The sequence below is a fragment of the Streptomyces sedi genome, assembly GCF_006335015.1.
Taxonomy (GTDB): Bacteria; Actinomycetota; Actinomycetes; order Streptomycetales; family Streptomycetaceae; genus Streptomyces; species Streptomyces sedi.
The window spans coordinates 307,807-330,364 of sequence record NZ_VDGT01000003.1; the positions used below are offsets into that span (position 1 = coordinate 307,807).

Here is a 22,558-nt window from a genome sequence, read left to right on the forward strand (position 1 = left end):
AGCCGGAGTCACGACAGCAGGAGGAACCAGCATGTGCGGAATCGTCGGATACATCGGGAAACGAGATGTCGCCCCGCTCCTGCTGGAGGGGTTGCAGCGGCTCGAATACCGAGGGTACGACTCCGCCGGCGTCGCCATTCACAGCAGCGGCAAGAACGGCGGCCTGAAGACGGTCAAGGCCGCCGGCCGCGTCCGTGACCTGGAGGAACGCATCCCGGCCCGGTTCGCGGGGAGCGGCGGCATCGCCCACACCCGCTGGGCCACCCACGGCGCGCCCACCGACGACAACGCCCACCCGCACCTGGACGGCGCGGGCGAGGTCGCCGTCGTCCACAACGGCATTATCGACAACTCGGCGGAACTGCGCGCCAAGCTGTCGGCCGACGGCATCGCGCTGGCCTCCGAGACCGACACCGAGGTGCTCGCCCACCTGATCGCCCGCGCCCAGGCCGACACCCTGGAGGAGAAGGTCCGCGAGGCGCTGCGCTACGTCGAGGGCACCTACGGCATCGCCGTGCTGCACGCCGCCTTCCCCGACCGGATCGTCGTCGCCCGCAACGGCTCGCCCGTGGTGCTCGGCATCGGCGAGAAGGAGATGTTCGTCGCCTCCGACGTGGCGGCGCTGGTCAGCCACACCCGCCAGGTCATCACCCTGGACGACGGCGAGATGGCCACCCTCAAGGCCGACGACTACCGCACCTACACCACCGACGGCAGCCGCACCGCGGCGGCGCCGACCACGGTGGAGTGGGAGGCGGAGAGCTACGACATGGGTGGCCACGACACCTACATGCACAAGGAGATCGCCGAGCAGCCCGACGCCGTGGACCGCGTGCTGCGCGGCCGGATCGACGACCGCTTCGCGACGGTCCGCCTCGGCGGGCTCAACCTCGATGCCAGGGCCGCGCGCGGCGTGCGCCGGGTCAAGATCCTCGGCTGCGGTTCCGCCTACCACGCCGGCCAGATCGGCGCCCAGATGATCGAGGAGCTGGCCCGCATCCCGGCCGACGCCGAGCCGGCCAGCGAGTTCCGCTACCGCAACGCGGTGGTCGACCCGGACACCCTCTACATCGCGACCAGCCAGTCGGGCGAGACCTACGACACCCTCGCCGCCGTCCAGGAGCTGAAGCGCAAGGGCGCGATGGTGCTCGGGGTGGTCAACGTCGTCGGCTCCGCCATCGCCAGGGAGACCGACGGAGGCGTCTACGTCCACGCGGGGCCCGAGGTCTGCGTCGTTTCCACCAAGTGCTTCACCAACACGGCCGTCGCGTTCGCCCTGCTGGCGCTGCACCTGGGCCGGATCAGGGACCTGTCGGTCGCGGACGGCCGCCGGATCATCGAGGGGCTGCGGCGGCTGCCGGCGCAGATCGCGGAGATCCTGCGCGAGGAGGACCGGATCGCCCAGCTCGCGAAGGACTTCGCCGACGCCAGGAGCATGATGTTCGTCGGCCGGGTGCGGGGCTTCCCGGTGGCCAAGGAGGCCTCGCTGAAGCTGAAGGAGGTCTCCTACATCCATGCCGAGGCGTACCCGGCCTCCGAGCTGAAGCACGGCCCGCTGGCGCTGATCGAGCCTGCCGTCCCGACGGTCGCGATCATCCCCGACGACGAGCTGCTGGAGAAGAACCGCGCCACGCTGGAGGAGATCAAGGCGCGCAGCGGCCGTATCCTGGCCGTCGCCCACGAGGAGCAGCCGAAGGCCGACGAGACGCTGGTCGTCCCGCGCAACGAGCCGGAGCTGGACCCGGTGCTGATGGGGATTCCGTTGCAACTCCTCGCGTATCACACGGCGTTGGCGTTGGGACGGGACATCGACAAGCCGCGGAACCTGGCGAAGTCCGTCACGGTGGAGTGATGTCGGGGGCGACTGCTCACGTGCGTGGCTTGGGCGGGGTGTCGTCCTCGGCCCGGTGGGTGGTTGCTCGCGCGGTTCCTCGCGCCCCTGGTCGTGGTGGGGGTTCGCGGTCAGGTGCCCCGTGAGGGGCGCGGGGAACTGCGCGGTGCATCGGTGGCGGGGCAAGGGCGACAGCGGTGCCGCGCCGGCCAGGTGGGTGGTTGCTCGCGCGGTTCCTCGCGCCCCCGGTCGCGGTGTGCATCCGTGGCGGGGCAAGGGCGACAGCGGTGCCGCGCCGGCCCGGTGGGTGGTCGGCTGACCCACCCCCGGAGGGATAGGCGGCGGCCCCCGGGGGAGTGCGTGCCACCAAACGCAACCCCGGGGGCCGCCCCAGGTTGCCGGCGTCGCCCATTACGCCGGCAGGGGAAGGCCGCAGCCGGGTCCGTCACCTCCCGGCCGTCGGCCCGAGCCTTCCGGTCCGCCGGCCGCACGGAAGCGGCTGGCGGAGCTGGTGTGAGTTTTATGCCCATCACAAACGCACAATCCACGTCCGACACCCGGGGAATTTGGTGAATGGTCAGTGGGGATTGGCCCCACCGTCTCACCACCGTCTCGCCAGGCGAGACAAGGGCCGGGTCGGACCGCTCAGCCCGCCCGCCCGTCGAGCAGCCCGCTGAGGACGGACGCGGCCTTCAGCCCCGAGCCGGTCAGCACCGTCACCACCGTGTCCTCCGGGCCGACCACACCCGCCTCGCGGAAGCGGCGCAACGCCGGCAGCACCTGGGCGCTCGTCGGCTCGACGAACAACCCGCCGGCGGCCAACTCCCGCACGGCCGGCAACAGTTCGTCCTCCGGAACCGAGGTGGCCGCCCCGCCGGTGTCCCGGATGGCCCGCAGCACCTCGCGGTCGCGGACCGGCTGGGCGATGGCCGTTCCCTCGGCGAGCGTGCGCCGCCAGTCGGCGGCCTCGACCGCCTCCGCGCCGGCGGCGAGGGCGCGGGCCAGGGGCGCGCAGCGCTCGGGCTGGCTGATCAGGACGCGCGGCACCCGGTCGATCTCGCCCGCGTTCCGCAGCTCCGCGAAGCCGAGGGCGCAGCCCAGCACCAGGCTGCCGGCCCCGGCCGGCACCAGAACGACCGAGGGCGCGGTGAAGCCCAGGTCCTCCCAGATCTCGTAGGCGAGCAGCTTGGTGCCCTGGAGGAACTGGGGGTGCCAGTTGTGGCTGGCGTAGAAGAGCCCCTCCGCCCGGCGCACCGCCTCGTCGGCGACCTCCTGTCGGGTGCCCGGAACCAGCTCGACCTCGGCTCCGTGCAGCCGGCTCTGCACGATCTTCGAGGCGGAGGTGGTGACCGGGGCGATGATCGTGGCCCCGATCCCCGCGGCGGCGCTGTACGCGGCGACGGACGAGCCGCCGTTGCCGCTGGAGTCCTCCAGCAGTCGCGTGACGCCCTGGTGGCGCAGCGCGCTGACCATCACGGAGACGCCCCGGTCCTTGAAGCTGCCGGTCGGGTTCGTCGACTCGGGCTTGACGGCCACCCGCAGCCCCGCCCACTCCCGCTCCAGCAGCGGGGTGCGCCCCTCGCCGAGAGTGACCGGCTCGGCCTCGGGCAGCGGAAGGGCGGCGCGGTAGCGCCACTGGGAGTTGACCGCGGTGTCGATCTCCCGGCGGGTGATCCCCGGCAGCGGCTCCGGCATCAGCGGCGAGCCGTCGTCACCGCGCCAACGGGGCCGGTCCACGGGGTAGCGGCGACCGGCGCGGTCGATGAGCGTCGGGGGTTGAGCGGGCATGGTGCGTCGTCCTCGCATAGGCGGTGGTGAGCGGGCGCGTGTGGGGGAGCACGACGCTACGCCCGCGCCCGTCGCACGTGACCGCCGCCCGTGCGGGGGCGTTCACCGGCGGTCCGCCGCCTTCACCATCTGTACGCGGGCGGGCTCACGGGATGACGATCACCGGGCGCTGCGCCCGGCGCGCCAGCCGGCCGGAGACCGAGCCGAAGATCCGGCTCAGCAGGCCGTGCGTGGTGCCGACCACGATCGCGTTGGCCGCGTACTCGCGCCCGACCTCCTCCAGCTCGTGGCAGATGTCGCCGCCGCGCTCCAGCAGCACCCAGGGAAGCTCGGAGAGGTGCTCGGCGCAGGACAGCTCAAGGCCCAGCACCTCGGTGCGGTGGTCGGGGACGTCCACCAGCGCGGGCGGCTCGCAGCCGGCCCAGACCGTGGTGGGGAGCCGGTTGGCCACATGGACGATGATCAGGCCCGCCTGGGAGCGCTGCGCGAGGCCGGCGGCGTACGCCAGCGCGCGCTCGCTGGACGTGGAGCCGTCGAAACCGACCACCACGCCGTGCTGGAACGCGGGATCACGCGCCGCGTGGTCCTCGGTCGCCGGGGCGGGGACGTCGGCCGGTTCGGCGACGCGCCTGCGGTCCGCTGGTTCGGGGAACTCGTATCCAGCCATCGGAGCCTCAACGGTGGGTCAGTGAGGAGACCTCGGGAGTATGGGGGAGATGGGGTCGGAGCGTGTGGAGAAGGGGGAGGGTACTCCATTTTGTCACCGGTTCCACCTCCAGAGTACGGCGTTCAGGTACCTAGTTCCCAGAGATGGTGTGTACAACCCTGGAAACCGGTCCCGTGGCCGGGACCGTGCAGGATGCCGCATCCGCAGTCGCCCAGGCAACGCTTTCGGACACTTTCCGGAGCCTTCGTTGGCGCTCCGTGACCGGGGCGCCGCCGAGCGGACGAACGGGGAGGAGGCGGCGCATGGGTGCTCCTGTTCTGGACATGATCACTCACTGTGCCCGAGGGGTTGCGGCGCGGCCGGGGTGTGAGCGCCCCCGGCGTGCGCCCGGCGCGCGGTCTGAAGGTCTTGCTGACGGCTTTTATTTTCAGCCAACTTCCGCACGACCGCCTCACCTTGCTCATCCACCTCTTCAACACCCCGCGCACGGCCGGTGGATGGGCCCTTCCAGCGCTGCTGCCCTCATGGGGGGCCGCTCGGAGGTGGAGGCGCACTTCCCCCAACTGCCGCCACGTGAAACGCTTCCTGATCGAATGCTTCGCGCCACGTTGTCATGTCGATTTAGCGCCGAGTGATGAACTTGTCCCGCCGACCTCGCCTGACACAGTAGATTCGATCTTGGCAAACACGTCGGGGGAAACGTGCAGGACCGAGAGGATGCGACGACCGAGGGAACTGAGGAGCATGAGCCAGGACCCAACGCACGGCCCCGAGCCCGCTGCCAAGCTGGCTGCCCGACGCCGCCGCGAAGTCGTCGCGGTGCTGTTGTTCAGCGGCAGTCCCATGTTCGAAAGCTCCATCCCGTTGTCCGTCTTCGGCGTCGACCGCCAGGACGCCGGGGTGCCGCGCTACCGCCTGCTGGCCTGCGCCGGTGAGGACGGGCCGCTGCGCACCACGGCCGGTCTTGAGCTGCGGGCGCCCTACGGACTGGGCGCCGTGGCGCGCGCAGGCACGGTGATCGTGCCGGCCTGGCGGTCCATCACGGGACCGCCACCGCCGGCGGCGCTCGCCGCGCTGCGCCGGGCGCACACCGAGGGCGCGAGGATCGTCGGCCTGTGCACGGGGGCGTTCGCCCTGGGCGCGGCAGGGCTGCTCGACGGCCGCCCGGCGACCACGCACTGGATGTACGCGCCGACGCTCGCCAAGCGCTACCCCTCGGTGCACGTGGACCCCAGGGAGTTGTTCGTCGACGACGGCGACATCCTCACCTCGGCGGGCACCGCGGCGGGCATCGACCTCTGCCTCCACATAGTCCGGCAGGACCACGGCCCGGAAGCGGCCGCGGCCCTGGCTCGTCGACTGGTGCTCCCGCCCCGCAGGGGCAACGGCACCGAAGCCGGCCAGCATCGACATCTGGACCGGTCTTTACCAGAGGACATCGGCGCCGACCCGCTGGCCGAGGTGGTGGCCTGGGCGCTGGAGCACCTCCACGAGCAGTTCGACGTGGAGACGCTCGCGGCCCGCGCCTACATGAGCCGCAGGACGTTCGACCGCAGGTTCCGCTCGCTCACCGGCAGCGCGCCGCTCCAGTGGCTGATCACCCAGCGGGTGCTCCAGGCGCAGCGGCTGCTTGAGGTCTCCGACTACTCGGTGGACGAGGTCGCCGGGCGGTGCGGGTTCCGCAGCCCGGTGGCGTTGCGCGGTCACTTCAGGCGCCAGTTGGGGGCCTCGCCGGCCGCCTACCGGGCGGCCTACCGCGCCCGGCAGCAGGACGGCTCCGGCCGGGCCAAGCAGATGGTCGACGGCTTCACGCCCCGCGTTCCGGCGCAGCGGCCGAGGCCCGAGCGGTAGCCGCAGGCCACGGGAGGAGCGGGCGGCGGCGCGGGGGTGGGGCGCCGTCCGCGGGCCCGTGGCGGGCCGCGCGCACGGGCTCTCCGCGCCCCCGGGCGCGGTGGCCGCCCGCAGCGTCGCGGTCGCGTTCCGCGACGTAAGGTTGTCGCATGAACGATCGCATGGTGTGGGTCGACTGTGAGATGACCGGCCTCTCGCTCACCGACGACGCCCTCGTCGAGGTCGCCGCCCTGGTGACCGACTCCGAGTTGAACGTGCTGGGCGACGGCGTGGACGTGGTGATCCGCCCGCCGGACGCCGCCCTGGAGTCGATGCCGGAGGTGGTGCGCGCCATGCACACCGCCTCCGGGCTGCTCGACGAGCTGGCGGGCGGGACGACCCTGGCGGAGGCCGAGGACCTGGTGCTCGACTACGTCACCCGGCACGCGCCCGAGGCCGGCAAGAGCCCGCTCTGCGGGAACTCGGTCGGCACCGACCGGGGTTTCCTAGCGCGGGACATGCGGCGCCTGGAGGGCCATCTGCACTACCGGGTCATCGACGTCTCCTCCGTGAAGGAGCTGGCGCGCCGCTGGTACCCCAGGGTCTACTTCAACAGCCCGGAGAAGAGCGGCAACCACCGTGCCCTGGCGGACATCAGGGAGTCCATCGCCGAGCTGCGCTACTACCGCGAGGCCGTCTTCGTCCCGCAGCCGGGACCCGACTCCGAGACCGCCCGCAGGATCGCCGCGCGGCACGTCGCGCCGCCGGCCTGAGCACCGTCGCCGCCGGGTCGCCGCCGGGGGAAAGGGGCGCGCGAGCACCCTGCCCGACCATGTACACTCGTGGAGCGGTTGGCGGACGGTGAGACCCCGTCCGAGCCGATCATGGTGGGTGTAGCTCAGCTGGTAGAGCACCTGGTTGTGGTCCAGGTGGCCGCGGGTTCAAGTCCCGTCACTCACCCCATGAAGCGAGGCCCCCGACCCGGGAGAACCCGGGCCGGGGGCTTTCTCGTTCCCGGGTGCGGGATCACGGTGGGATCATCCGGCCAGGCCAACGCCCCGGCGCCGCACGCGACTTCGCTCCGCGCCGTTCTCGCCGCCCCCTCGCGACGAGGCGCCGTCGCGACGGGGCGCCGGGGTCGGGGGTAACGATGCTCCGCTCAGCCCCTGTGGTTGCGGTTGCGCTGGCGGGGAACGGCCGCGTGCCGGGGCGGGTTGGTGAGGGTCATCTGACGCACGATCTGGTGGAACGCGATCAGCGCCGAGATCGGTGGCACGGCCGCGACGGCGACGTCGACCGCGGTCCACGGCGCCTGGGCGACCGAGAGGGAGACGGCGAGCCCGGAGAAGAGGACCACGACCGCCCACGAGTGGCGGGCGGTCCGCTGGTGCAGGGCCGCGCGGAGGATGGAGAGCGAGGCGACCAGCCAGGGGCCGTAGACCAGCAGCGGCCACCAGGCGTCGAGCGCGCTCGACTGGGCGGGGGCCGCCGCGTCCCGCAGCGGCGCGTAGCTGATCAGCCCGCCCAGCACGCTGAGCATCGCGACCAGCACCGCGGTGGTCGCCGCCAGCAGCAGGCTGGCCCAGCGCAGCCAGCGCACCTTCGTCGAGTCGGCCGGCGGCGAGAAGCGGGCGCGCGCCCTGCGGTGGCTGCGCGCGGGTGGGGTCTCCTCCTCGGCGGCCGAGGTGAGCAGCTCGGTCAGCCGGGCGGTGTCGTCGTCGAACGCCCAGCCCCCCGCCACGGGACGTAGCTCGGGGGGAACGAAGATCCCCATGTCGTCGGTGCCGTGCGGCCAGGTCGCGCCACGAGAGTCGTGCATCATCGGTCGCGGTCCTCGCCCTCGGCTGGCAGTGCGGTCACATTCCGCCAAACGATGCCGTCCCGGCCAAGATGTGAGGCATTGGAGTGAATACGCTCCCGCGAGTGGCCCAGCGGACGTGACATGACCGAACCGTTTCCTCTGGGCCCGCGCGTCGTTGCCAACCCCAGGCGCCGACGAGGCGTTCATCGGATAGCCCTAGGATCGGGCAGTCATGGACATCGCTGATATCGAGGAGCTGTGGGACCGGGTCACCGGCACACAGCCCGCTCCCGAGATGTGGCTGGTCGTGGGGACGGCACTCGTCGCGCTGGCGGCGGTCGTGCCCTGGGGGATCTGGCGGCTGACGCGGAACACCATCACCATCGCCCACGAGGGCGGGCACGGTCTGGTGGCGCTGCTCAGCGGGCGGCGGCTGGAGGGCATCAAGCTGCACTCCGACACCTCGGGGCTGACCGTCTCCCGGGGCAAACCCACCGGCTTCGGAATGATCCTGACGGCGGCGGCCGGCTATGTCGCCCCCTCGCTGCTGGGGCTCGGCGGCGCCGCGCTGCTGGGGGCCGGCCGCATCACGGCGCTGCTGTGGGGCGCGACCGCGCTGCTGCTGGCGTTGCTGGTGATGACGCGCAACGCCTACGGGCTGCTCACCGTCCTGCTGACCTGTGCGCTCTTCCTGCTGGTCTCCTGGCTCACCGAACCGGACGTGCAGGCGGCGTTCGCCTATCTCGTGGTCTGGTTCCTGCTACTGGGGGGCGTGCGCCCGGTCTTCGAGCTCCAGACCAAGCGCCGGCGCGGGCAGGCGCGCGACTCGGACGCGGACCAGCTCGCGCGGCTGACGCACGCGCCCGCCTTCTTCTGGCTGATTCTGTTTCACGCGGTGACGTTGGCGTCGTTGATCGGTGGCGCCGGGTGGTTGCTCGACCGTTGAACACCGGCGATCACGGACTGTCACGCACTAGAGTGAGGCTCATGACCGACCACAGCGAGACCCAGGCCCTCTGGCCCGCGCCTTTCGCCCCCGGCGCGGTGGATGCGACGGTGACGGTGCCCGGCTCCAAGTCGGTCACCAACCGTGCCCTGATCCTGGCGGCGCTCGCCGCCGACCCCGGCTGGCTGCGGCGCCCGCTGCGCTCCAGGGACACCCTGCTGATGGCGGAGGCGCTGCGCGCGCTCGGCATCGGCATCGAGGAGACGGTCTCCTCCAGTTCGGCCCTCTCCGCGTCGGACGGGGGCGGCGGCGAGGCGTGGCGGGTCATCCCCGCGCACCCCCAGGCCCCGGCCGCGGTCGACGTGGGGAACGCGGGCACGGTGATGCGCTTCCTGCCGCCGCTGGCCGCGCTCGCCGAGGGCCCGGTCCGCTTCGACGGCGACCCGCGCTCGCACGAGCGACCGCTGCGCGGCGTGATCGAGGCGCTGCGCGCGCTGGGCGCCAGGATCGAGGACGGCGGGCGCGGCGCCCTGCCGATGACGGTGCACGGCGCCGGCTCGCTGGACGGCGGGCGGGTCACCGTCGACGCCTCCTCGTCCTCGCAGTTCGTCAGCGCGCTGCTGCTCTCCGCCCCCCGGTTCAACAAGGGCGTCGAGGTGCGGCACGTCGGGGAGCGGCTGCCGTCGACGCCGCACATCAGGATGACCGTGGAGATGCTGCGCCGGGCCGGCGCGCAGGTGGACGCGCCGGACTCGGGCGGCGAGCCCAACGTCTGGCGGGTGACGCCGGGCGCGCTGCTCGGCCGCGACCTGGTGGTCGAGCCCGACCTGTCCAACGCGCAGCCGTTCCTTGCCGCAGCGCTGGTCACCGGCGGCCGGGTCACCGTTCCCGACTGGCCGACCCGCACGACGCAGCCGGGCGACGCGCTGCGGCGGATCTTCACCGAGATGGGCGGCGAGTGTCGCCTGGACGACCGGGGCCTGACCCTGACCGGCACCGGCCGGGTGCGCGGCATCGACGCGGACCTCAGCGAGGTCGGCGAGCTGACGCCCGGCATCGCGGCCGTCGCCGCCCTCGCAGACGGCGAGTCCACGCTGCGCGGCGTGGGCCATCTGCGGCTGCACGAGACGGACCGGCTGGCCGCGTTGACCAGGGAGATCAACGCGCTGGGCGGCGATGTCACCGAGACCGACGACGGGCTGCGCATCCGTCCGCGTCCGCTGCACGGCGGGGTCTTCCGCACCTACGAGGACCACCGACTGGCCACGGCCGGCGCGCTGTTGGGCCTGGTGGTCAAGGACGTGGAGGTCGAGGACATCGACACCACGGGCAAGACCATGCCGGACTTCCCCGAGCTGTGGCACCGGATGCTGGCCCCGGAGGGGCCGGGCGCGGCGGGGGTCGGGGACTAGGCGGGGCACGGCGATGCGTCGCTACGGCAAGAACCCGGACGAGGAGGACGTCCGCGTCCGCCCCAGCCGCCGGGGCACCAGGCCCCGTACCCACCGCAGGCCGGCCCACGAGGACGCGGCCGAGGGCTTCGTGGTGACGGTGGACAGGGGGCGGCTGACCTGCCTCGTCGAGGACCGCACCGTGGTCGCCATGAAGGCCAGGGAGTTGGGCCGCAAGAGCGTGGTGGTGGGGGACCGGGTCGCCGTGGTCGGCGACCTCTCGGGGAAGAAGGACACCCTGGCCCGGGTGGTGCGCGTCGAGAAGCGCCGCTCCACGCTGCGCCGCACCGCCGACGACGACGACCCGTTCGAGCGGGTGGTGGTCGCCAACGCCGACCAGTTGGCGATCGTCACCGCGCTGGCCGACCCGCAGCCGCGGCCCCGGCTGATCGACCGCTGCCTGGTCGCCGCCTACGACGCGGGGCTGGAGCCGCTGCTCATCCTCACCAAGGCCGACCTGGCGCCCGCGGAGCCGCTGCTGGAGACCTACGCGCCGCTCGGGGTGCGCCACGTGGTGACCAGCGTGGAGCGGTTCGACGAGGAGTCGGTCGCCGCGATCCACGCGCTGCTCGCCGGGCGGCTGACCGCGTTCGTCGGGCACAGCGGCGTGGGCAAGACGACGCTGGTCAACGCGTTGGTGCCGGAGCGGCGTCGGGCGACGGGCCATGTCAACGCCGTGACCGGGCGCGGCCGGCACACCACCGTCTCGGCGTTGGCGCTGCCGCTACCGGACGCCGACGGCTGGGTGATCGACACGCCCGGGGTGCGTTCGTTCGGGCTGCACCACGTCGAGCCGTCCCGCGTGATCCACGCGTTCCCCGACCTCGAACCGGGCGCGGCCGGCTGCCCGCGCGCCTGCGGGCACGACGAGCCGGACTGCGCGCTGGACGACTGGGTGGCCGAGGGCCACGCCGAGCCGTCGCGGCTCTACTCGCTGCGCCGGCTGCTCGCCGCGAGGGAGCGGCACGAGGGCGACTGAACGGCGGCGGGTCAACGGGCCCCGGGCGACGGGGCGTTCTCACGTTCCGGGGGTGCGATCAGCCGGGAGATGGCGAGCCTTATGGCCGTCTCGCAGGAGTCGGGCAGCCCGGCGCGCGCCGGGGGCGCGGTGTGGGGCGTGAGGGCGCGCAGGGCGCGTTCACGTAACTCGGCGACCAGCCTGCCGGGGGGCGCCTGCGCGGGCGGCATCCCGCCGCACCGGCAGCCGGTGAGCGAGGCGCGCACCAGCCGGTCGGCGCGTGCGGTGGAGACGATCCAGTCGGCGGCCTCGGCGAGCGGGTCGCCGGCGCCGGTGGCGCGCCGGGCGCAGTGCTCGCGGAACGCGTCGAGGAAGCCGGACACCCGATGGTCCGTCAGGGCGCGCCCGAGGCCCGCCTTGTCGCCGAACTCGTTGTAGAGGGTCTGCCGGGAGACCCCGGCCGACGCCGCCACCTCCACCATCCGCACGAGCGGCCACGGCCGTTCGTCGACGGCGCTTCGGGCGGCTTCCAGCAGGGACTCGCGCGCGGTGGGCATCGTCGCCTCCTCGCTCCGGGTGCGGGCACCGGGCCTGGTCCGGGGACAGAATTGACGCGCCGGCGCGGGGTGTCAAGGGGCGTCGTCGCCGGGCGCCGCCCCCGCCCACCGCCCGCGCCGGGGCGGTGGGCGGTGATACTGGGGGCATGGCCGACTACCACGATGATCTGCGCCTCGCGCATGTGCTGGCCGACGCCGCCGACGCCACGACGATGGACCGGTTCAAGGCGCTCGACCTCAAGGTCGACACCAAACCGGACATGACCCCCGTCAGCGAGGCCGACCGGGCGGCCGAGGAGTTGATCCGCTCCGCGCTGCGGCGGGCCCGGCCCCGGGACGCCGTGCTGGGGGAGGAGTACGGGAGCGAGGGGCAGGGGCCCCGGCGCTGGGTGATCGACCCGATCGACGGCACCAAGAACTACGTGCGCGGGGTGCCGGTCTGGGCCACGCTGATCGCGTTGCTGGAACGGGGCGCCGAGGGGGACGTGCCGGTGGTCGGCCTGGTCTCGGCGCCCGCGCTGCACCGGCGCTGGTGGGCGGTGCGCGGCGGGGGCGCCTTCGCCGGGCGCAGCCTGACCTCGGCGAGTCGGCTGCGGGTCTCCGACGTGGGCTCGCTCGGGGACGCCTCGTTCTCCCTCTCCTCGCTGGGGGGTTGGGAGAAGCGCGGAATGCTCGACGGGCTGCTCGACCTGACGCGCTCCTGCTGGCGCACGCGCGGCTACGGCGACTTCTGGTCGTACATGATGGTCGCCGAGGGCTCCGTCGACATGTGCGCCGAGCCGGAGCTGTCGCTGTGGGACATGGCCGCTCCCTCGATCGTGGTGACCGAGGCCGGGGGCCGCTACACCGGTCTCGACGGGGTGCCGGGCCCGCACGGGGTGGACGCCGCCGCGTCGAACGGGCTGCTCCACGAGGAGCTGCTGGCGAGGCTGCGCGGCTGAGCGCGGACGCCGGCGCGGTCCGCGTCGCGCCGCACGAGGGTGCCGCGAGGGAGGCGGAGGAAGGCGCGGCGGGCGGTCACGCGCCGTGGAGGGCCTTGGACCACGGTGCGGACCACCCGCCGCCTTTCATGAGGCAATCCTATATTGGACTTAGTCCAAGTCAAGGGCGCGTCCGGAACGCGATGGGGCCCAGGGGGGCACTAGGCTGGCCCCATGAGCGACCTGCTTGAGCGACTGCGCGCCAGGGGCTGGCGGCTGACCGCCCAACGGCGTGTCATCGCCGAGGTGTTGGACGGCGAGCACGTCCACTTCACCGCGGACGAGGTCCACGCCAGAGCCGTGGACCGGCTGCCGGAGATCTCCCGGGCCTCGGTCTACAACACGCTGGGCGAGCTGGTCTCCCTCGGCGAGGTGATCGAGGTGACCACGGACGGCCGGGCCAAGCGGTACGACCCCAACGCCCACGACCCGCACCAGCACCTGGTCTGCTCCGGCTGCGGCGCGATGCGCGACGTGCGGCTCAGCGAGGACCCGATGCGGGCGCTGCCGGAGGAGGAGCGCTTCGGCTTCGAGGTCTCGCAGGCGGTCGTCACCTACTACGGGCGTTGCCCCCGGTGCGTGCGGGGCGGCTGATTTGCCCGCCGGGACACGGCCGGGCTAGAGTGGTCAACACGACGCGGGGTGGAGCAGCTCGGTAGCTCGCTGGGCTCATAACCCAGAGGTCGCAGGTTCAAATCCTGTCCCCGCTACTGGTGAACGAAGGTCCGATCCCCTCGGGGATCGGACCTTCGTTCGTTTCACGTCCCGGTGCGGCGGCCCCCGGTTTCGGCCGTGTTCGACGTTCCCGGGCGGCCGGCCGTGGCCCGGTGGCGGCGGCTGTGGAGAATCGGAGCATGGACGCTACTCTCCAGTATCTGCTCGGTCTGCTCGACCTGGAGCCCATCGAGCGCGACATCTTCCGGGGCGGCAGCCACCGTTCCGTGGTGCCACGGGTCTTCGGCGGCCAGGTCGCCGCGCAGGCGCTGGTCGCCGCCTGCCGCACCGTTCCCGAGGAGCGCGTGGCCCACTCGCTGCACTCCTACTTCCTGCGCCCCGGCGACCCGGGGGCGCCGATCGTCTACACGGTGGACCGGATCAGGGACGGGCGTTCGTTCAGCACCCGGCGCGTGGTGGCGGTCCAGCACGGGCAGCCGATCTTCCATCTCTCGGCCTCCCTCCAGGACGTCGAGGAGGGGCTCGAACACCAGGAGCCGATGCCCGAGGTCCCCGACCCGGAGACGCTGCCGACCGCCGACGAGATGCTGCCCCGCTACGCCGACCGCTTCGTCGACCCGGCCGTGGTGGAGCTGCTGCTGGACGCGCGGCGCGCGATCGACCTGCGGTACGTCAACGAGCCCCCGTTCGCCACGGCGGGCGTCCGGCGCGAGCCGCGCTCCCAGGTGTGGTTCCGCGTCAACGGCAAGCTCGACGGCGAGGCGGACAGCCCCGTCTCCCACCTCTGCCTGGCCACCTATGTCTCCGACATGACGCTGCTGGACTCGGTGCTGCTGGCGCACGGCAGGGGCGGCTGGACGGTCGGCGACATCGTGGGCGCCAGCCTGGACCACGCGATGTGGTTCCACCGGCCGTTCCGCGCCGACGAGTGGCTGCTCTACGACACCGACTCGCCCACCGCGCAGGGCGGGCGCGGGCTGGCGCGGGGCCGGATCTTCACCCGGGACGGGCGGCTGGCGGTCTCCGTGATCCAGGAGGGGCTGATGCGGGTCCCGCGCGGCTGAGCCGGTCCCCGGCCGGAACCGGGCGTGCGGACCGGCGCGGACCGGCGCGGACCGGCGCGGACCACAGGCCGGCGACGGGGGTCAGACCAGGGGGCTGGGGCCCGCGAGGCCGGCGGCGTCCAGCAGGTAGGCCGTCATCGGCTCGTAGAAGCGCGGGTTGATCACATGGTCGTCCAGCGGGACGCAGACGCTCAGCGTGCCCTCGTTCTCGCCGAGGAAGAGCGCCGGGTCGTTGCAGTCCGCGTAGCCCACGGTCTCGACGCCGAACTGCGCGGCGCAGCCCGCCCAGCCGTGGTCGGCGATCACCAGGTCGGGCAGCTCCTCGCCCTCCTGTGGCAGGGCGGTGAGGATCTCCGCCATCGGCTGGGGCGAGTGGGTGTGCCAGAGCGTCGCGCCGCGCTCGTACATCGCGACGCCGGCCAGCTGCGCGACCACGCCCTCGTCGGCCGTCAGGCCGAGCGGAACGCGCACCAGGTCGCAGCCGACGGCGCTGAGCGCCGCAGCGGTCTGGGCGTGCACGTCGAGCAGGCCGCCGGGGTGGCCGGTGGCGACGAGCACCCGCTGCCGGTCCTGGGCCGCCTTGCGCAGCAGCGCGGCGGCCCGGTCCAGGCCGTCCACGGTCAGCTCGGGGTCGATGGTGTCCTGCCCCTGCCGGTGCTCGGGGTCCTCGTCGACGCCGCAACGCTCGGCCATCACGGCCAGCACGTCCTGCTCGTCGCTCCATCGGTCGCCGAGTTCGAGCCCCAGCCAGTAGTAGCGGTTGCCGTTCGCCAACTCGCGGTAGTGCGCGAGATTGTTCTCCCTGGGGGTGGCGACCTCGCCGGCGATCCGGGTGCGCAGCAGGTGTTCGATCAGTTCCGAACGGGAGGGGGCGGCGATGGTCGGCATGGTGACCAGTATCGCCCGGACGCGACGGTTCCGGGCGGGGTGTCGCCGAGCTGTGATGTGAGGTTGTCCGTCCGCGCGCTGGGTGGGTGGCGGGGGTTGGCCGACTACTCACGTGCGTGGCTTGGGTGGGTGGTCGTCCTCGGCCCGGTGTGTGGTTGCTCGCGCCGTTCCCCGCGCCCCTGGTGTGGGCTGGCGTGGTCGGTTTCGTGCGGGTTCACGCTCGGAAGGTGGCGGCGGGCTTGGGGGCGCGGGGAACTGCGCGAATGCTGGGTGGCGGGGGTTGGCCGACTACTGACCTCGCCGGTCTGGGTGGGTGGTCGTCCTCGGCCGGGTGTGTGGTTGCTCGCGCCGTTCCCCGCGCCCCTTCGCTGCCGGTGGGCGGCTTGGGGGCGCGGGGAACTGCGCGAATGCTGGGTGGCGGGGGTTGGCCGACTACGGTGCCGCACCGGCAACGGTGGGTTGTCGTCCGCGGCCCGCCAGCGCAGCGCTCAGTGCGTCGCGCGGTCCTTCGTGTGGCGGGCCGCGTCCGTCGCCGAGTGGCGGATGTCGTCGGCCGCCTGGCGCATCGACTCCTTGGCCTCGGTGCCGAACTCGCGGGCCGACTTCCCCGCCGCGTCACGCAACGGCTCCAGCTGGGGACCCGCGCGTTCCGCGATGCGCCCGGCCGCCCGCCGTTCGCCCTCGCTGCTCGGCAGCAGCGCCGCGGCGAGCACGCCGACCGCGAAGCTCGCGGCGCCGGCGGCCAGCGGGTTGCCCTTGGCCTGCTCGGCGGCCTGGCCGGCGCCCTCGCGCATCGACTGGGCGCCGTTCTGCCCGCCGTGTCGGGCCTGGTCGGCGGAGTGCGACGCGGCCTCACGAATCCGGTCGCGGGCGTCCGTGACCGATCCGGTGACCGACTCCTTCAGATGCGTCCCGTTCCGGCGCGCGGCCTTCTTCGGGCTGACCCGGTCGGCGAGTTGGTCGAGATCGGTCGCCAACTGGTTGCGGGTCGACTCGATGTCGTTCCTTATGCGGTCGGATGACGTACCCATGCGGCGTCCTCCTTCAGGCTCTCCATGGTCTTGGTGGGTTTCGGGGAGAAGCGGCGCAGCGTGCCGCGGCCCAGCAGGAAGAGCGTCGCGCCGATCACGGCCCAGACGCCCGCGATGATCAGCCCGGCCCAGCCGAGGTCCATCACGTTGCCCAGCGCGAAGAGGCCGGCGAACGACAGGAAGAGGACGACCATCCAACCGGCGAAGCCGGCGCCGCCCATCATCCCCGCCGCCTTGCCCGCGCGCCCCATCTCCTCCTTGACCTCGGTCTTCGCCAGCTCGGCCTCCTGCCGGACGAGCGTCTGCACGTCCGAGGTGACCTCGGCGAAGAGCGAGCCGACGGAACGTTCGTCCTTCCCGTCGCCCTTCCTCTCGTCCTTCCCACGACCGCCGGCGCGCGTCTCGCGTGCCGTGTCGTGCACCGTGTCGTGAGCCATCTCACACCTCCGGGTAGCCGGTCCGCTCGGGGCGCCGGGCCTGGTCGAACGTGCCGTGGCGGGTGGCGCTCCCCACCGGGTCGCCACCGGTGGTGCCGGCGGAGTCGGCCCCCTCGCCCGTGCCCGGCGACGTCGACGACGTCCCCGACGAGTCCGTCGAGGCGCCGCCCGCGTCCCGGCCGGCCTTGGCCATCCGGCCGACGGCCAACCCCGCCAGCGCCGTGGCGCCGACGAACGCCGCCGGGCGCTGCTTCGCGAACCGCTGAGTCTCCTCCAGCAGCCCGTTGAGACCGTGCTTGTCCAGGTAGCCGGCGGCCCGGTGCCCACCCTCGGCGGCCTTGGAGACCAGGCTCCTGGTCGGCGAGGACTCGGGGGCCTTGTCCGCCAGGTCCGACAGCTCGTCCGCGATCTGGCGCACCCGGTCGGCTGCCCGCTGCGACTGGGCCTTCGCCTGCTCGTCGGCGCGATCCCGCACCGTGTGGGCGGCGGCCTTGGCCTTGTCGGCGGGCGCGTCCCGCTCGCCGGTCCAGAGGTCGCCGCTGAGTGAGTCAGTCATGCCTTCGCTCCCTTGTAGCGGCTCGCTTCGAGTGCTCCGGGTATCCGTGGCGGGGGAACGGAAACCCGCATCCCGCTCCGGCTCAGCGGCGCCCGTGCAGCGCCCGGTTCAGCGTCAGCCACTGCCGGGGCGTGACGTGGCCGACCGGGGTGTTCCCGGGGACGCCCGCGGCGGCCAGGGCCGCCCGCACCCGCGGCGCCGCGCGCCGGCGGCGCAGCGTGGCGTCCAGGGAGCCGCCGACGCCGGTGAATCCCTCGTCCACCAGCGCCCGGTAGGCCGCCAGCTCGCGCGGCGGCACCAGCGGCGCGGGCCGCCGCACCAGGCGCAGCACGGCGGAGTCGGTGCGCGGCACAGGCGAGAAGTGGTGCCGGGAGATCCGCGGCCCCAGGCGCCAGTCGAACTCGGGCCAGGAGCGCACGGTCAGCAGCGGCCAGGTGCCGAAGTCGCCGGCGCGGCGCCTGGCGAACTCGCGCTGGGTGACCAGCGTCGCCGAGGTGAGCGTTCCGGCGGCCAGACACCAGCGCACGATGTCGGTGGTGCGGGAGTAGGGGATGTTGCCGACGACCACGAACGGGCGGGCCGGCGGCCGGGCGCGCAGGAAGTCACCGGGGACGACCCGGACGTTGCCCTCCGTGGCCAGCCGGCCGGGGAGGGCGGCGGCCAGCGCCGGGTCCAGCTCGTAGGCGACGACCTCGCGGCTGGCCCTGGCCAGCGCGCGGGTGAGCCGGCCCTCGCCGGCGCCCGGCTCCAGTACCAGGGCGGAGGGCGCCAGCGCGGCGGCCTCGGTGATCCGGCGCAGCACGGCGGCGTCGCGCAGGAAGTTCTGGGAGAGGGCCCTGCGGTTGTCACCGTGTCGGTGGGCGGCGCGGCGGTGGGCAGGGCGGTGTGGGCGGGCCATGGGGTCCTCGAAGGCGTGAGGACAGGCCGTGTCGCGCGGGGAATCCGCGCGTGACGGGGGAAGCCGGCGGCCTGTCCGGGTCGGTGGGGACTCGGAGGGCCCTGGGCGAACGGAGGGGAACGCGTGGGGGAGCGCGAGCGAGGCTCGGGCGCCGGGCGAGACCTGTCAGGCCAGGGCCGTGCGCCGGATGCGAGGACGTCGGTCGGCGAAGCTCGCAACGGACGTCCGCGCGTCGGCGCGGCATCCGTTGATGAGCGTGAAGGCTCCCATGGGGCGCGACCCTAAGGTCCCCTCCCACCCGCCGCAAACCCTTTTCGCCGTCCGGGCGCTGTCGTGCGCCGGGCGCGGAACGGTGGCACGTTCGAAATGTTGCGGTGGGATGAAATGGCCGGTCGGCGACGTTAGCGGGACGGCGGCGGGCCAAGGTGGCCGGCCGGGAGGGGACGACGGACTTGGGTACGGGAGGCGCCACGGTGGGTGAGCGAGAGGCCGGCTGGATACGGCGGTTGGGCGGCTACTGCTGGCGCTACCGGCGCAATCTGCTGCTCTCGGTCGGCTCCTCGCTGGCCGGCATGGCCGTGATGGCCCTGATGCCGCTGATCATCAAGGTGATCATCGACGACGTGGTGATCGGCGAGAAGGGCGGCCTCGGGCTGTGGATCGGCCTGCTGCTGGGCTCGGCCGTCGTGGTCTACGCGCTGACGTTCGTGCGCCGCTACTACGGCGGCCGGCTGGGCATCGACGTCCAACACGACCTGCGCACCGGCATGTTCGACAGCCTCACCCGGCTCGACGGCCGGCGGCAGGACGGGCTGAGCACCGGGCAGGTCGTCGGCCGCGCCACCAGCGACCTCCAGCTGATCCAGGGCCTGCTCTTCATGATGCCGATGACCGTCGGCAACGTGATGCTCTTCGCCGTCTCCCTGGTCGTGATGCTGACCCTCTCGCCGCTGCTGACCCTGGTGGCGCTGGCCGTCGCGCCCGCGCTGTGGGCGATCGCGCTGCGCAGCCGCGTCCGGCTCTTCCCCGCCACCTGGTACGCCCAGGCGCAGGCCGCCGCCGTCGCGGGCGTCGTCGACGGCGCGGTCGGCGGGGTGCGGGTGGTCAAGGGCTTCGGGCAGGAGCAGCAGGAGATGTCCCGGCTGCGCCGGGTCGGCCACCGGCTCTTCGCCGCCCGGATGCGCGGCGTGCGACTCGCCGCCCGCTACACCCCCGCGCTTCAGGCGGTGCCCTCGCTGGGGCAGGTCGGGATGCTGGCGCTGGGCGGCTGGATGGCGACCCGGGGCGAGATCACGCTGGGCACCTTCGTCGCGTTCTCCACCTATCTGGCCCAGCTGGTCGGCCCCGTGCGGATGCTGACCGTGATCCTCACCGTCGGCCAGCAGGCGAGGGCCGGCGTGGAACGCGTGCTGGAGCTGATCGACACCGAGCCCACCCTGCGCGAGGCGCCCGACGCCACCGCGCTGCCGGCGGCTGCGCCCGCCACCGTCGAGTTCGACCGGGTGAGCTTCGGCTACCGCCCGGAGGAGCCGGTGCTGCGCGACCTGTCGTTCCGCGTCGGCGAGGGCGAGACGCTGGCGGTCGTCGGCCCCTCCGGCAGCGGGAAGTCCACCGTCTCGCAGCTGCTGCCGCGCTTCTACGACCCGGACAGCGGCACCGTGCGCGTCGGCGGCGAGGACGTGCGGGGACTGACCACCGCCTCGCTGCGGTCCGCGATCGGCCTGGTGCCGGAGGACAGCTTCCTCTTCTCCGACACCATCAGGAACAACCTGGCCTACGGCCACCCCGACGCCACCGAGGAGCAGGTCAGGGCGGCGGCAGCGGCGGCGCGGGCCGACGCGTTCATCGACGAACTGCCCGACGGCTACGACACGGTCATCGGCGAGCAGGGCATGACCCTCTCCGGCGGCCAGCGCCAGCGGCTCGCGCTGGCCAGGGCGATCCTCACCGACCCCAGGCTGCTGATCCTGGACGACGCGACCTCGGCCGTCGACGCGCGGGTCGAGCACGAGATCCACGAGGCGCTGCGCTCGGTGATGGCCGGCCGCACCACGCTGCTGATCGCGCACCGCGCCTCGACGCTGCGGCTGGCCGACCGGATCGCGGTCCTGGACGGCGGACGGCTGGTCGACATCGGCACCCACGAGCAGCTCTCCGGCCGCTGCGCGCTCTACCGGCAGCTGCTGGCCGAGCCCGACGGGCTCGGCGGCCCCACGCCCGACCCGGCGGGACGCACGGGAGCGGAGCGCCACGAGGCGCACGTGCCCGGCACGGTGACCGAGGCGGCGTGGCCGCCCGCGCCGGCCGAGCCGACCGGCGAGCTGGCGGAGCTGGACGCGGCGGCGGCCGAGGGCGCCGGCTCCCCGCTCACCCCCGAGCTGCGGGAGCGGCTGGCGGCGCTGCCGCCGGCCGTCGACCGCCCGGCGGTCGACGAGGAACGCGCGGCAGCCACCGAGGACGGCTTCGGGCTGCGCCGACTGCTCGCCGGGCTCGGGGTCCCGCTGGCCGGGGCGCTGCTGCTGGTGGTCGTGGACGCGCTGGCGTCGCTGCTGCTGCCGGTCCTGATCCGGCACGGCATCGACGAGGGCGTGCGGGAGGCGGCGCTGGGCGCCGTCTGGGCCGCGTCGCTGCTGGCGCTGCTGGTGGTGTCGGTGCAGTGGGTGGCGCAGTTCGCCGCGACACGCGCCGTGGGGCGCGTGGGCGAACGGGCGCTCTACACCCTGCGGGTGAAGATCTTCGCCCATCTCCAGCGGCTCGGACTCGACTTCTACGAAAGGGAGTTGGCCGGCCGGGTGATGACCCGGATGACCACCGACGTGGACGCGTTGACCACTTTCCTCCAGACCGGGCTGGTGCAGGCGCTGGTCGCGGTGCTGACGTTCCTCGGCATCCTGGTCGTCCTGGTGGCCCTCGACGCGCAGCTGGCGCTCGTGGTGCTGGCGACCCTGGTGCCGCTGGTGGTGGGGACCGTCTTCTTCCGCCGGCAGAGCACCCGCGCCTACGAGCTGGCCAGGGAACGGATCGCCGGCGTCAACGCCGGCCTCCAGGAGTCCGTGGCCGGGCTGCGCGTGGTGCAGGCGTTCGGACGCGAGGAGTCCGGGCGCGCGCGGTACGCGGAACGTTCCGACGGCTACCGGCGGGCGCGGGTGCGTGGGCAGCTGCTGATCTCGGTCTACTTCCCGTTCGTCCAGCTGCTGGCCTCGGTGGCCACGGCCGGCGTGCTGGTCGTGGGGGCCGGCCGGGTCGGCGACGGCACCCTGACGGCGGGCGCGCTGGTCGCCTACCTGCTCTACATCGAGCTGTTCTTCGCCCCGGTGCAGCAGCTCTCCCAGGTCTTCGACGGCTACCAGCAGGCGGTCGTCTCCCTCGGCCGGGTCCGCGAACTCCTCGCCGAGCGGCCCACCACGCCCCGGGCCGCGAACCCGCTGCCGGTCACCTCGGCGGCCGAGGAACTCACCTTCGAACGCGTCGGCTTCACCTACGCCGGCGCCGACGAGGAGGCGCTGGCCGACGTGGACCTGACCATCGGGGCCGGGCAGACCGTCGCCTTCGTCGGCGCCACCGGCGCGGGCAAGACGACGCTGGTGAAGCTGGTGGCCCGCTACTACGACCCGACGTCGGGCGCGGTCCGGCTCGGCGGCGTCGACCTCCGCGAACTCGACCTGGACGGCTACCGGCACCGGCTCGGCGTGGTGCCGCAGGAGCCGTATCTCTTCCCCGGCACGGTTCGCGACGCGATCGCCTACGGCCGGCCGGACGCCACCGACGCCGAGGTCGAGGCGGCGGCCAGGGCGGTCGGCGCCCACCCGATGATCGCGGCGCTGCCCGACGGCTACCGCCACCGGGTGACCGAGCGGGGGCGCAACCTCTCGGCCGGGCAACGGCAGTTGATCGCGCTGGCGCGGGCCGAGCTGGTCGACCCGGACATCCTGCTGCTCGACGAGGCCACGGCGGCGCTGGACCTGGCGACGGAGGCGCTGGTCAACGAGGCCACCGAGCGGCTGGCCGGCCGCCGCACCACGCTGGTCGTCGCCCACCGGCTGACGACGGCGGCCCGCGCCGACCGGGTGGTCGTCCTGGACCACGGCCGGATCGTGGAGGACGGCCACCACGCGGAGCTCCTGGCGGCGGACGGCCGGTACGCGGAGCTGTGGCGAGCGTATGCGTCGGAGCCGGTCGGCTCGACGCGTTGACCGCCCA

The 22,558-nt window shown here is 73.5% G+C and carries 18 protein-coding genes, 2 tRNA genes and 1 pseudogene; 12 read left to right on the plus strand and 9 right to left on the minus strand.

Annotated elements, in window-relative coordinates:
• Positions 1-31 precede the first annotated feature (31 nt).
• The gene (gene glmS, locus FH715_RS06075) at positions 32-1,852 is read left to right on the plus strand and encodes a glutamine--fructose-6-phosphate transaminase (isomerizing) (protein WP_139641490.1); all 1,821 of its coding nucleotides are present in this window, start codon (positions 32-34) and stop codon (positions 1,850-1,852) included.
• A 624-nt stretch (positions 1,853-2,476) separates the two neighbouring features.
• Here glmS and FH715_RS06080 read toward each other — a convergent pair.
• A complete protein-coding gene (locus FH715_RS06080) occupies positions 2,477-3,619 on the minus strand; it encodes a pyridoxal-phosphate dependent enzyme (RefSeq protein ID WP_139641492.1) in 1,143 nt (380 codons plus the stop codon).
• Positions 3,620-3,764: 145 nt separating this feature from the next.
• On the minus strand, positions 3,765-4,286 hold the full coding sequence (locus FH715_RS06085; protein ID WP_097229760.1) for a universal stress protein: 522 nt from the start codon (positions 4,284-4,286) through the stop codon (positions 3,765-3,767).
• Positions 4,287-5,030: 744 nt separating this feature from the next.
• Between FH715_RS06085 and FH715_RS06090 the strand changes: the two are divergent.
• The 3 genes and pseudogenes from FH715_RS06090 to FH715_RS06100 form a co-directional block, all read left to right on the plus strand.
• Positions 5,031-6,134 (plus strand): annotated as a pseudogene (locus tag FH715_RS06090) (GlxA family transcriptional regulator); the annotation flags it as partial.
• Between the two features lie 152 nt (positions 6,135-6,286).
• Entirely contained in the window at positions 6,287-6,889 is a 603-nt protein-coding gene (orn, locus tag FH715_RS06095; protein WP_139641494.1) for an oligoribonuclease, read from the plus strand.
• A 114-nt stretch (positions 6,890-7,003) separates the two neighbouring features.
• A tRNA-His gene (locus tag FH715_RS06100) sits at positions 7,004-7,079 on the plus strand.
• A 196-nt stretch (positions 7,080-7,275) separates the two neighbouring features.
• Here the strand turns inward: FH715_RS06100 and FH715_RS06105 are convergent.
• The gene (locus tag FH715_RS06105; RefSeq protein ID WP_139641496.1) at positions 7,276-7,938 is read right to left on the minus strand and encodes a DUF2637 domain-containing protein; all 663 of its coding nucleotides are present in this window, start codon (positions 7,936-7,938) and stop codon (positions 7,276-7,278) included.
• Between the two features lie 211 nt (positions 7,939-8,149).
• Between FH715_RS06105 and FH715_RS06110 the strand changes: the two genes are divergently transcribed.
• Genes FH715_RS06110 through rsgA form a run of 3 tightly spaced genes read left to right on the plus strand, consistent with a single transcriptional unit; the run spans position 8,150 to position 11,293 of the window.
• Positions 8,150-8,863 (plus strand): M50 family metallopeptidase, encoded by a 714-nt coding sequence (locus FH715_RS06110; protein WP_139641497.1) that lies wholly within the window; start codon positions 8,150-8,152, stop codon positions 8,861-8,863.
• Positions 8,864-8,904: 41 nt separating this feature from the next.
• The gene (gene aroA / locus FH715_RS06115; protein WP_139641499.1) at positions 8,905-10,275 is read left to right on the plus strand and encodes a 3-phosphoshikimate 1-carboxyvinyltransferase; all 1,371 of its coding nucleotides are present in this window, start codon (positions 8,905-8,907) and stop codon (positions 10,273-10,275) included.
• Between the two features lie 13 nt (positions 10,276-10,288).
• A complete protein-coding gene (rsgA, locus tag FH715_RS06120; protein ID WP_139641501.1) occupies positions 10,289-11,293 on the plus strand; it encodes a ribosome small subunit-dependent GTPase A in 1,005 nt (334 codons plus the stop codon).
• 11 nt (positions 11,294-11,304) lie between these two features.
• Here rsgA and FH715_RS06125 read toward each other — a convergent pair whose 3' ends face one another.
• Complete coding sequence (locus FH715_RS06125; protein WP_139641503.1) at positions 11,305-11,829, minus strand: TetR/AcrR family transcriptional regulator; 525 nt, start codon at positions 11,827-11,829, stop codon at positions 11,305-11,307.
• Positions 11,830-11,975: 146 nt separating this feature from the next.
• On the opposite strand from FH715_RS06125, the gene hisN reads away from it, so the two are divergent.
• The 4 genes from hisN to FH715_RS06145 all read left to right on the plus strand — a co-directional run bounded on the left by hisN (position 11,976) and on the right by FH715_RS06145 (position 14,548).
• Positions 11,976-12,770, plus strand: coding sequence for a histidinol-phosphatase (hisN, locus tag FH715_RS06130; RefSeq protein WP_139641505.1), 795 nt, complete (start codon positions 11,976-11,978; stop codon positions 12,768-12,770).
• A 213-nt stretch (positions 12,771-12,983) separates the two neighbouring features.
• Positions 12,984-13,403, plus strand: coding sequence for a Fur family transcriptional regulator (locus FH715_RS06135; RefSeq protein WP_139641507.1), 420 nt, complete (start codon positions 12,984-12,986; stop codon positions 13,401-13,403).
• A 42-nt stretch (positions 13,404-13,445) separates the two neighbouring features.
• Positions 13,446-13,519: transfer RNA gene (locus FH715_RS06140), tRNA-Met, on the plus strand.
• 144 nt (positions 13,520-13,663) lie between these two features.
• Positions 13,664-14,548, plus strand: coding sequence for an acyl-CoA thioesterase (locus tag FH715_RS06145; protein ID WP_139641510.1), 885 nt, complete (start codon positions 13,664-13,666; stop codon positions 14,546-14,548).
• An 81-nt stretch (positions 14,549-14,629) separates the two neighbouring features.
• Here FH715_RS06145 and FH715_RS06150 read toward each other — a convergent pair whose 3' ends face one another.
• From FH715_RS06150 to erm, 5 genes are all read right to left on the minus strand, one after another.
• A complete protein-coding gene (locus FH715_RS06150) occupies positions 14,630-15,436 on the minus strand; it encodes a phosphatase (RefSeq protein WP_139641512.1) in 807 nt (268 codons plus the stop codon).
• Between the two features lie 488 nt (positions 15,437-15,924).
• Complete coding sequence (locus FH715_RS06155; protein WP_139641514.1) at positions 15,925-16,467, minus strand: DUF3618 domain-containing protein; 543 nt, start codon at positions 16,465-16,467, stop codon at positions 15,925-15,927.
• The gene (locus tag FH715_RS06160) at positions 16,443-16,904 is read right to left on the minus strand and encodes a phage holin family protein (protein ID WP_139641516.1); all 462 of its coding nucleotides are present in this window, start codon (positions 16,902-16,904) and stop codon (positions 16,443-16,445) included. The genes FH715_RS06155 and FH715_RS06160 overlap by 25 nt, the downstream gene beginning before the upstream one ends.
• Before the next feature lies 1 nt (position 16,905).
• Positions 16,906-17,460, minus strand: coding sequence for a hypothetical protein (locus FH715_RS28095; protein ID WP_170184646.1), 555 nt, complete (start codon positions 17,458-17,460; stop codon positions 16,906-16,908).
• Between the two features lie 82 nt (positions 17,461-17,542).
• Complete coding sequence (gene erm / locus FH715_RS06170) at positions 17,543-18,358, minus strand: ErmE/ErmH/ErmO/ErmR family 23S rRNA (adenine(2058)-N(6))-methyltransferase (protein ID WP_139641518.1); 816 nt, start codon at positions 18,356-18,358, stop codon at positions 17,543-17,545.
• A gap of 473 nt (positions 18,359-18,831) precedes the next feature.
• On the opposite strand from erm, the gene FH715_RS06175 reads away from it, so the two are divergent.
• Positions 18,832-22,551, plus strand: coding sequence for an ABC transporter ATP-binding protein (locus tag FH715_RS06175; protein ID WP_246108585.1), 3,720 nt, complete (start codon positions 18,832-18,834; stop codon positions 22,549-22,551).
• The last annotated feature ends 7 nt before the right edge of the window (positions 22,552-22,558 follow it).

Bases quoted from the DNA above. Each gene is read 5' to 3' on its own strand.
- glmS (WP_139641490.1), top strand. From the start codon at position 32: ATGTGCGGAATCGTCGGATACATCGGGAAACGAGATGTCGCCCCGCTC.
- FH715_RS06080 (WP_139641492.1), bottom strand. From the start codon at position 3,619: ATGCCCGCTCAACCCCCGACGCTCATCGACCGCGCCGGTCGCCGCTAC.
- FH715_RS06085 (WP_097229760.1), bottom strand. From the start codon at position 4,286: ATGGCTGGATACGAGTTCCCCGAACCAGCGGACCGCAGGCGCGTCGCC.
- orn (WP_139641494.1), top strand. From the start codon at position 6,287: ATGAACGATCGCATGGTGTGGGTCGACTGTGAGATGACCGGCCTCTCG.
- FH715_RS06105 (WP_139641496.1), bottom strand. From the start codon at position 7,938: ATGATGCACGACTCTCGTGGCGCGACCTGGCCGCACGGCACCGACGAC.
- FH715_RS06110 (WP_139641497.1), top strand. From the start codon at position 8,150: ATGGACATCGCTGATATCGAGGAGCTGTGGGACCGGGTCACCGGCACA.
- aroA (WP_139641499.1), top strand. From the start codon at position 8,905: ATGACCGACCACAGCGAGACCCAGGCCCTCTGGCCCGCGCCTTTCGCC.
- rsgA (WP_139641501.1), top strand. From the start codon at position 10,289: ATGCGTCGCTACGGCAAGAACCCGGACGAGGAGGACGTCCGCGTCCGC.
- FH715_RS06125 (WP_139641503.1), bottom strand. From the start codon at position 11,829: ATGCCCACCGCGCGCGAGTCCCTGCTGGAAGCCGCCCGAAGCGCCGTC.
- hisN (WP_139641505.1), top strand. From the start codon at position 11,976: ATGGCCGACTACCACGATGATCTGCGCCTCGCGCATGTGCTGGCCGAC.
- FH715_RS06135 (WP_139641507.1), top strand. From the start codon at position 12,984: ATGAGCGACCTGCTTGAGCGACTGCGCGCCAGGGGCTGGCGGCTGACC.
- FH715_RS06145 (WP_139641510.1), top strand. From the start codon at position 13,664: ATGGACGCTACTCTCCAGTATCTGCTCGGTCTGCTCGACCTGGAGCCC.
- FH715_RS06150 (WP_139641512.1), bottom strand. From the start codon at position 15,436: ATGCCGACCATCGCCGCCCCCTCCCGTTCGGAACTGATCGAACACCTG.
- FH715_RS06155 (WP_139641514.1), bottom strand. From the start codon at position 16,467: ATGGGTACGTCATCCGACCGCATAAGGAACGACATCGAGTCGACCCGC.
- FH715_RS06160 (WP_139641516.1), bottom strand. From the start codon at position 16,904: ATGGCTCACGACACGGTGCACGACACGGCACGCGAGACGCGCGCCGGC.
- FH715_RS28095 (WP_170184646.1), bottom strand. From the start codon at position 17,460: ATGACTGACTCACTCAGCGGCGACCTCTGGACCGGCGAGCGGGACGCG.
- erm (WP_139641518.1), bottom strand. From the start codon at position 18,358: ATGGCCCGCCCACACCGCCCTGCCCACCGCCGCGCCGCCCACCGACAC.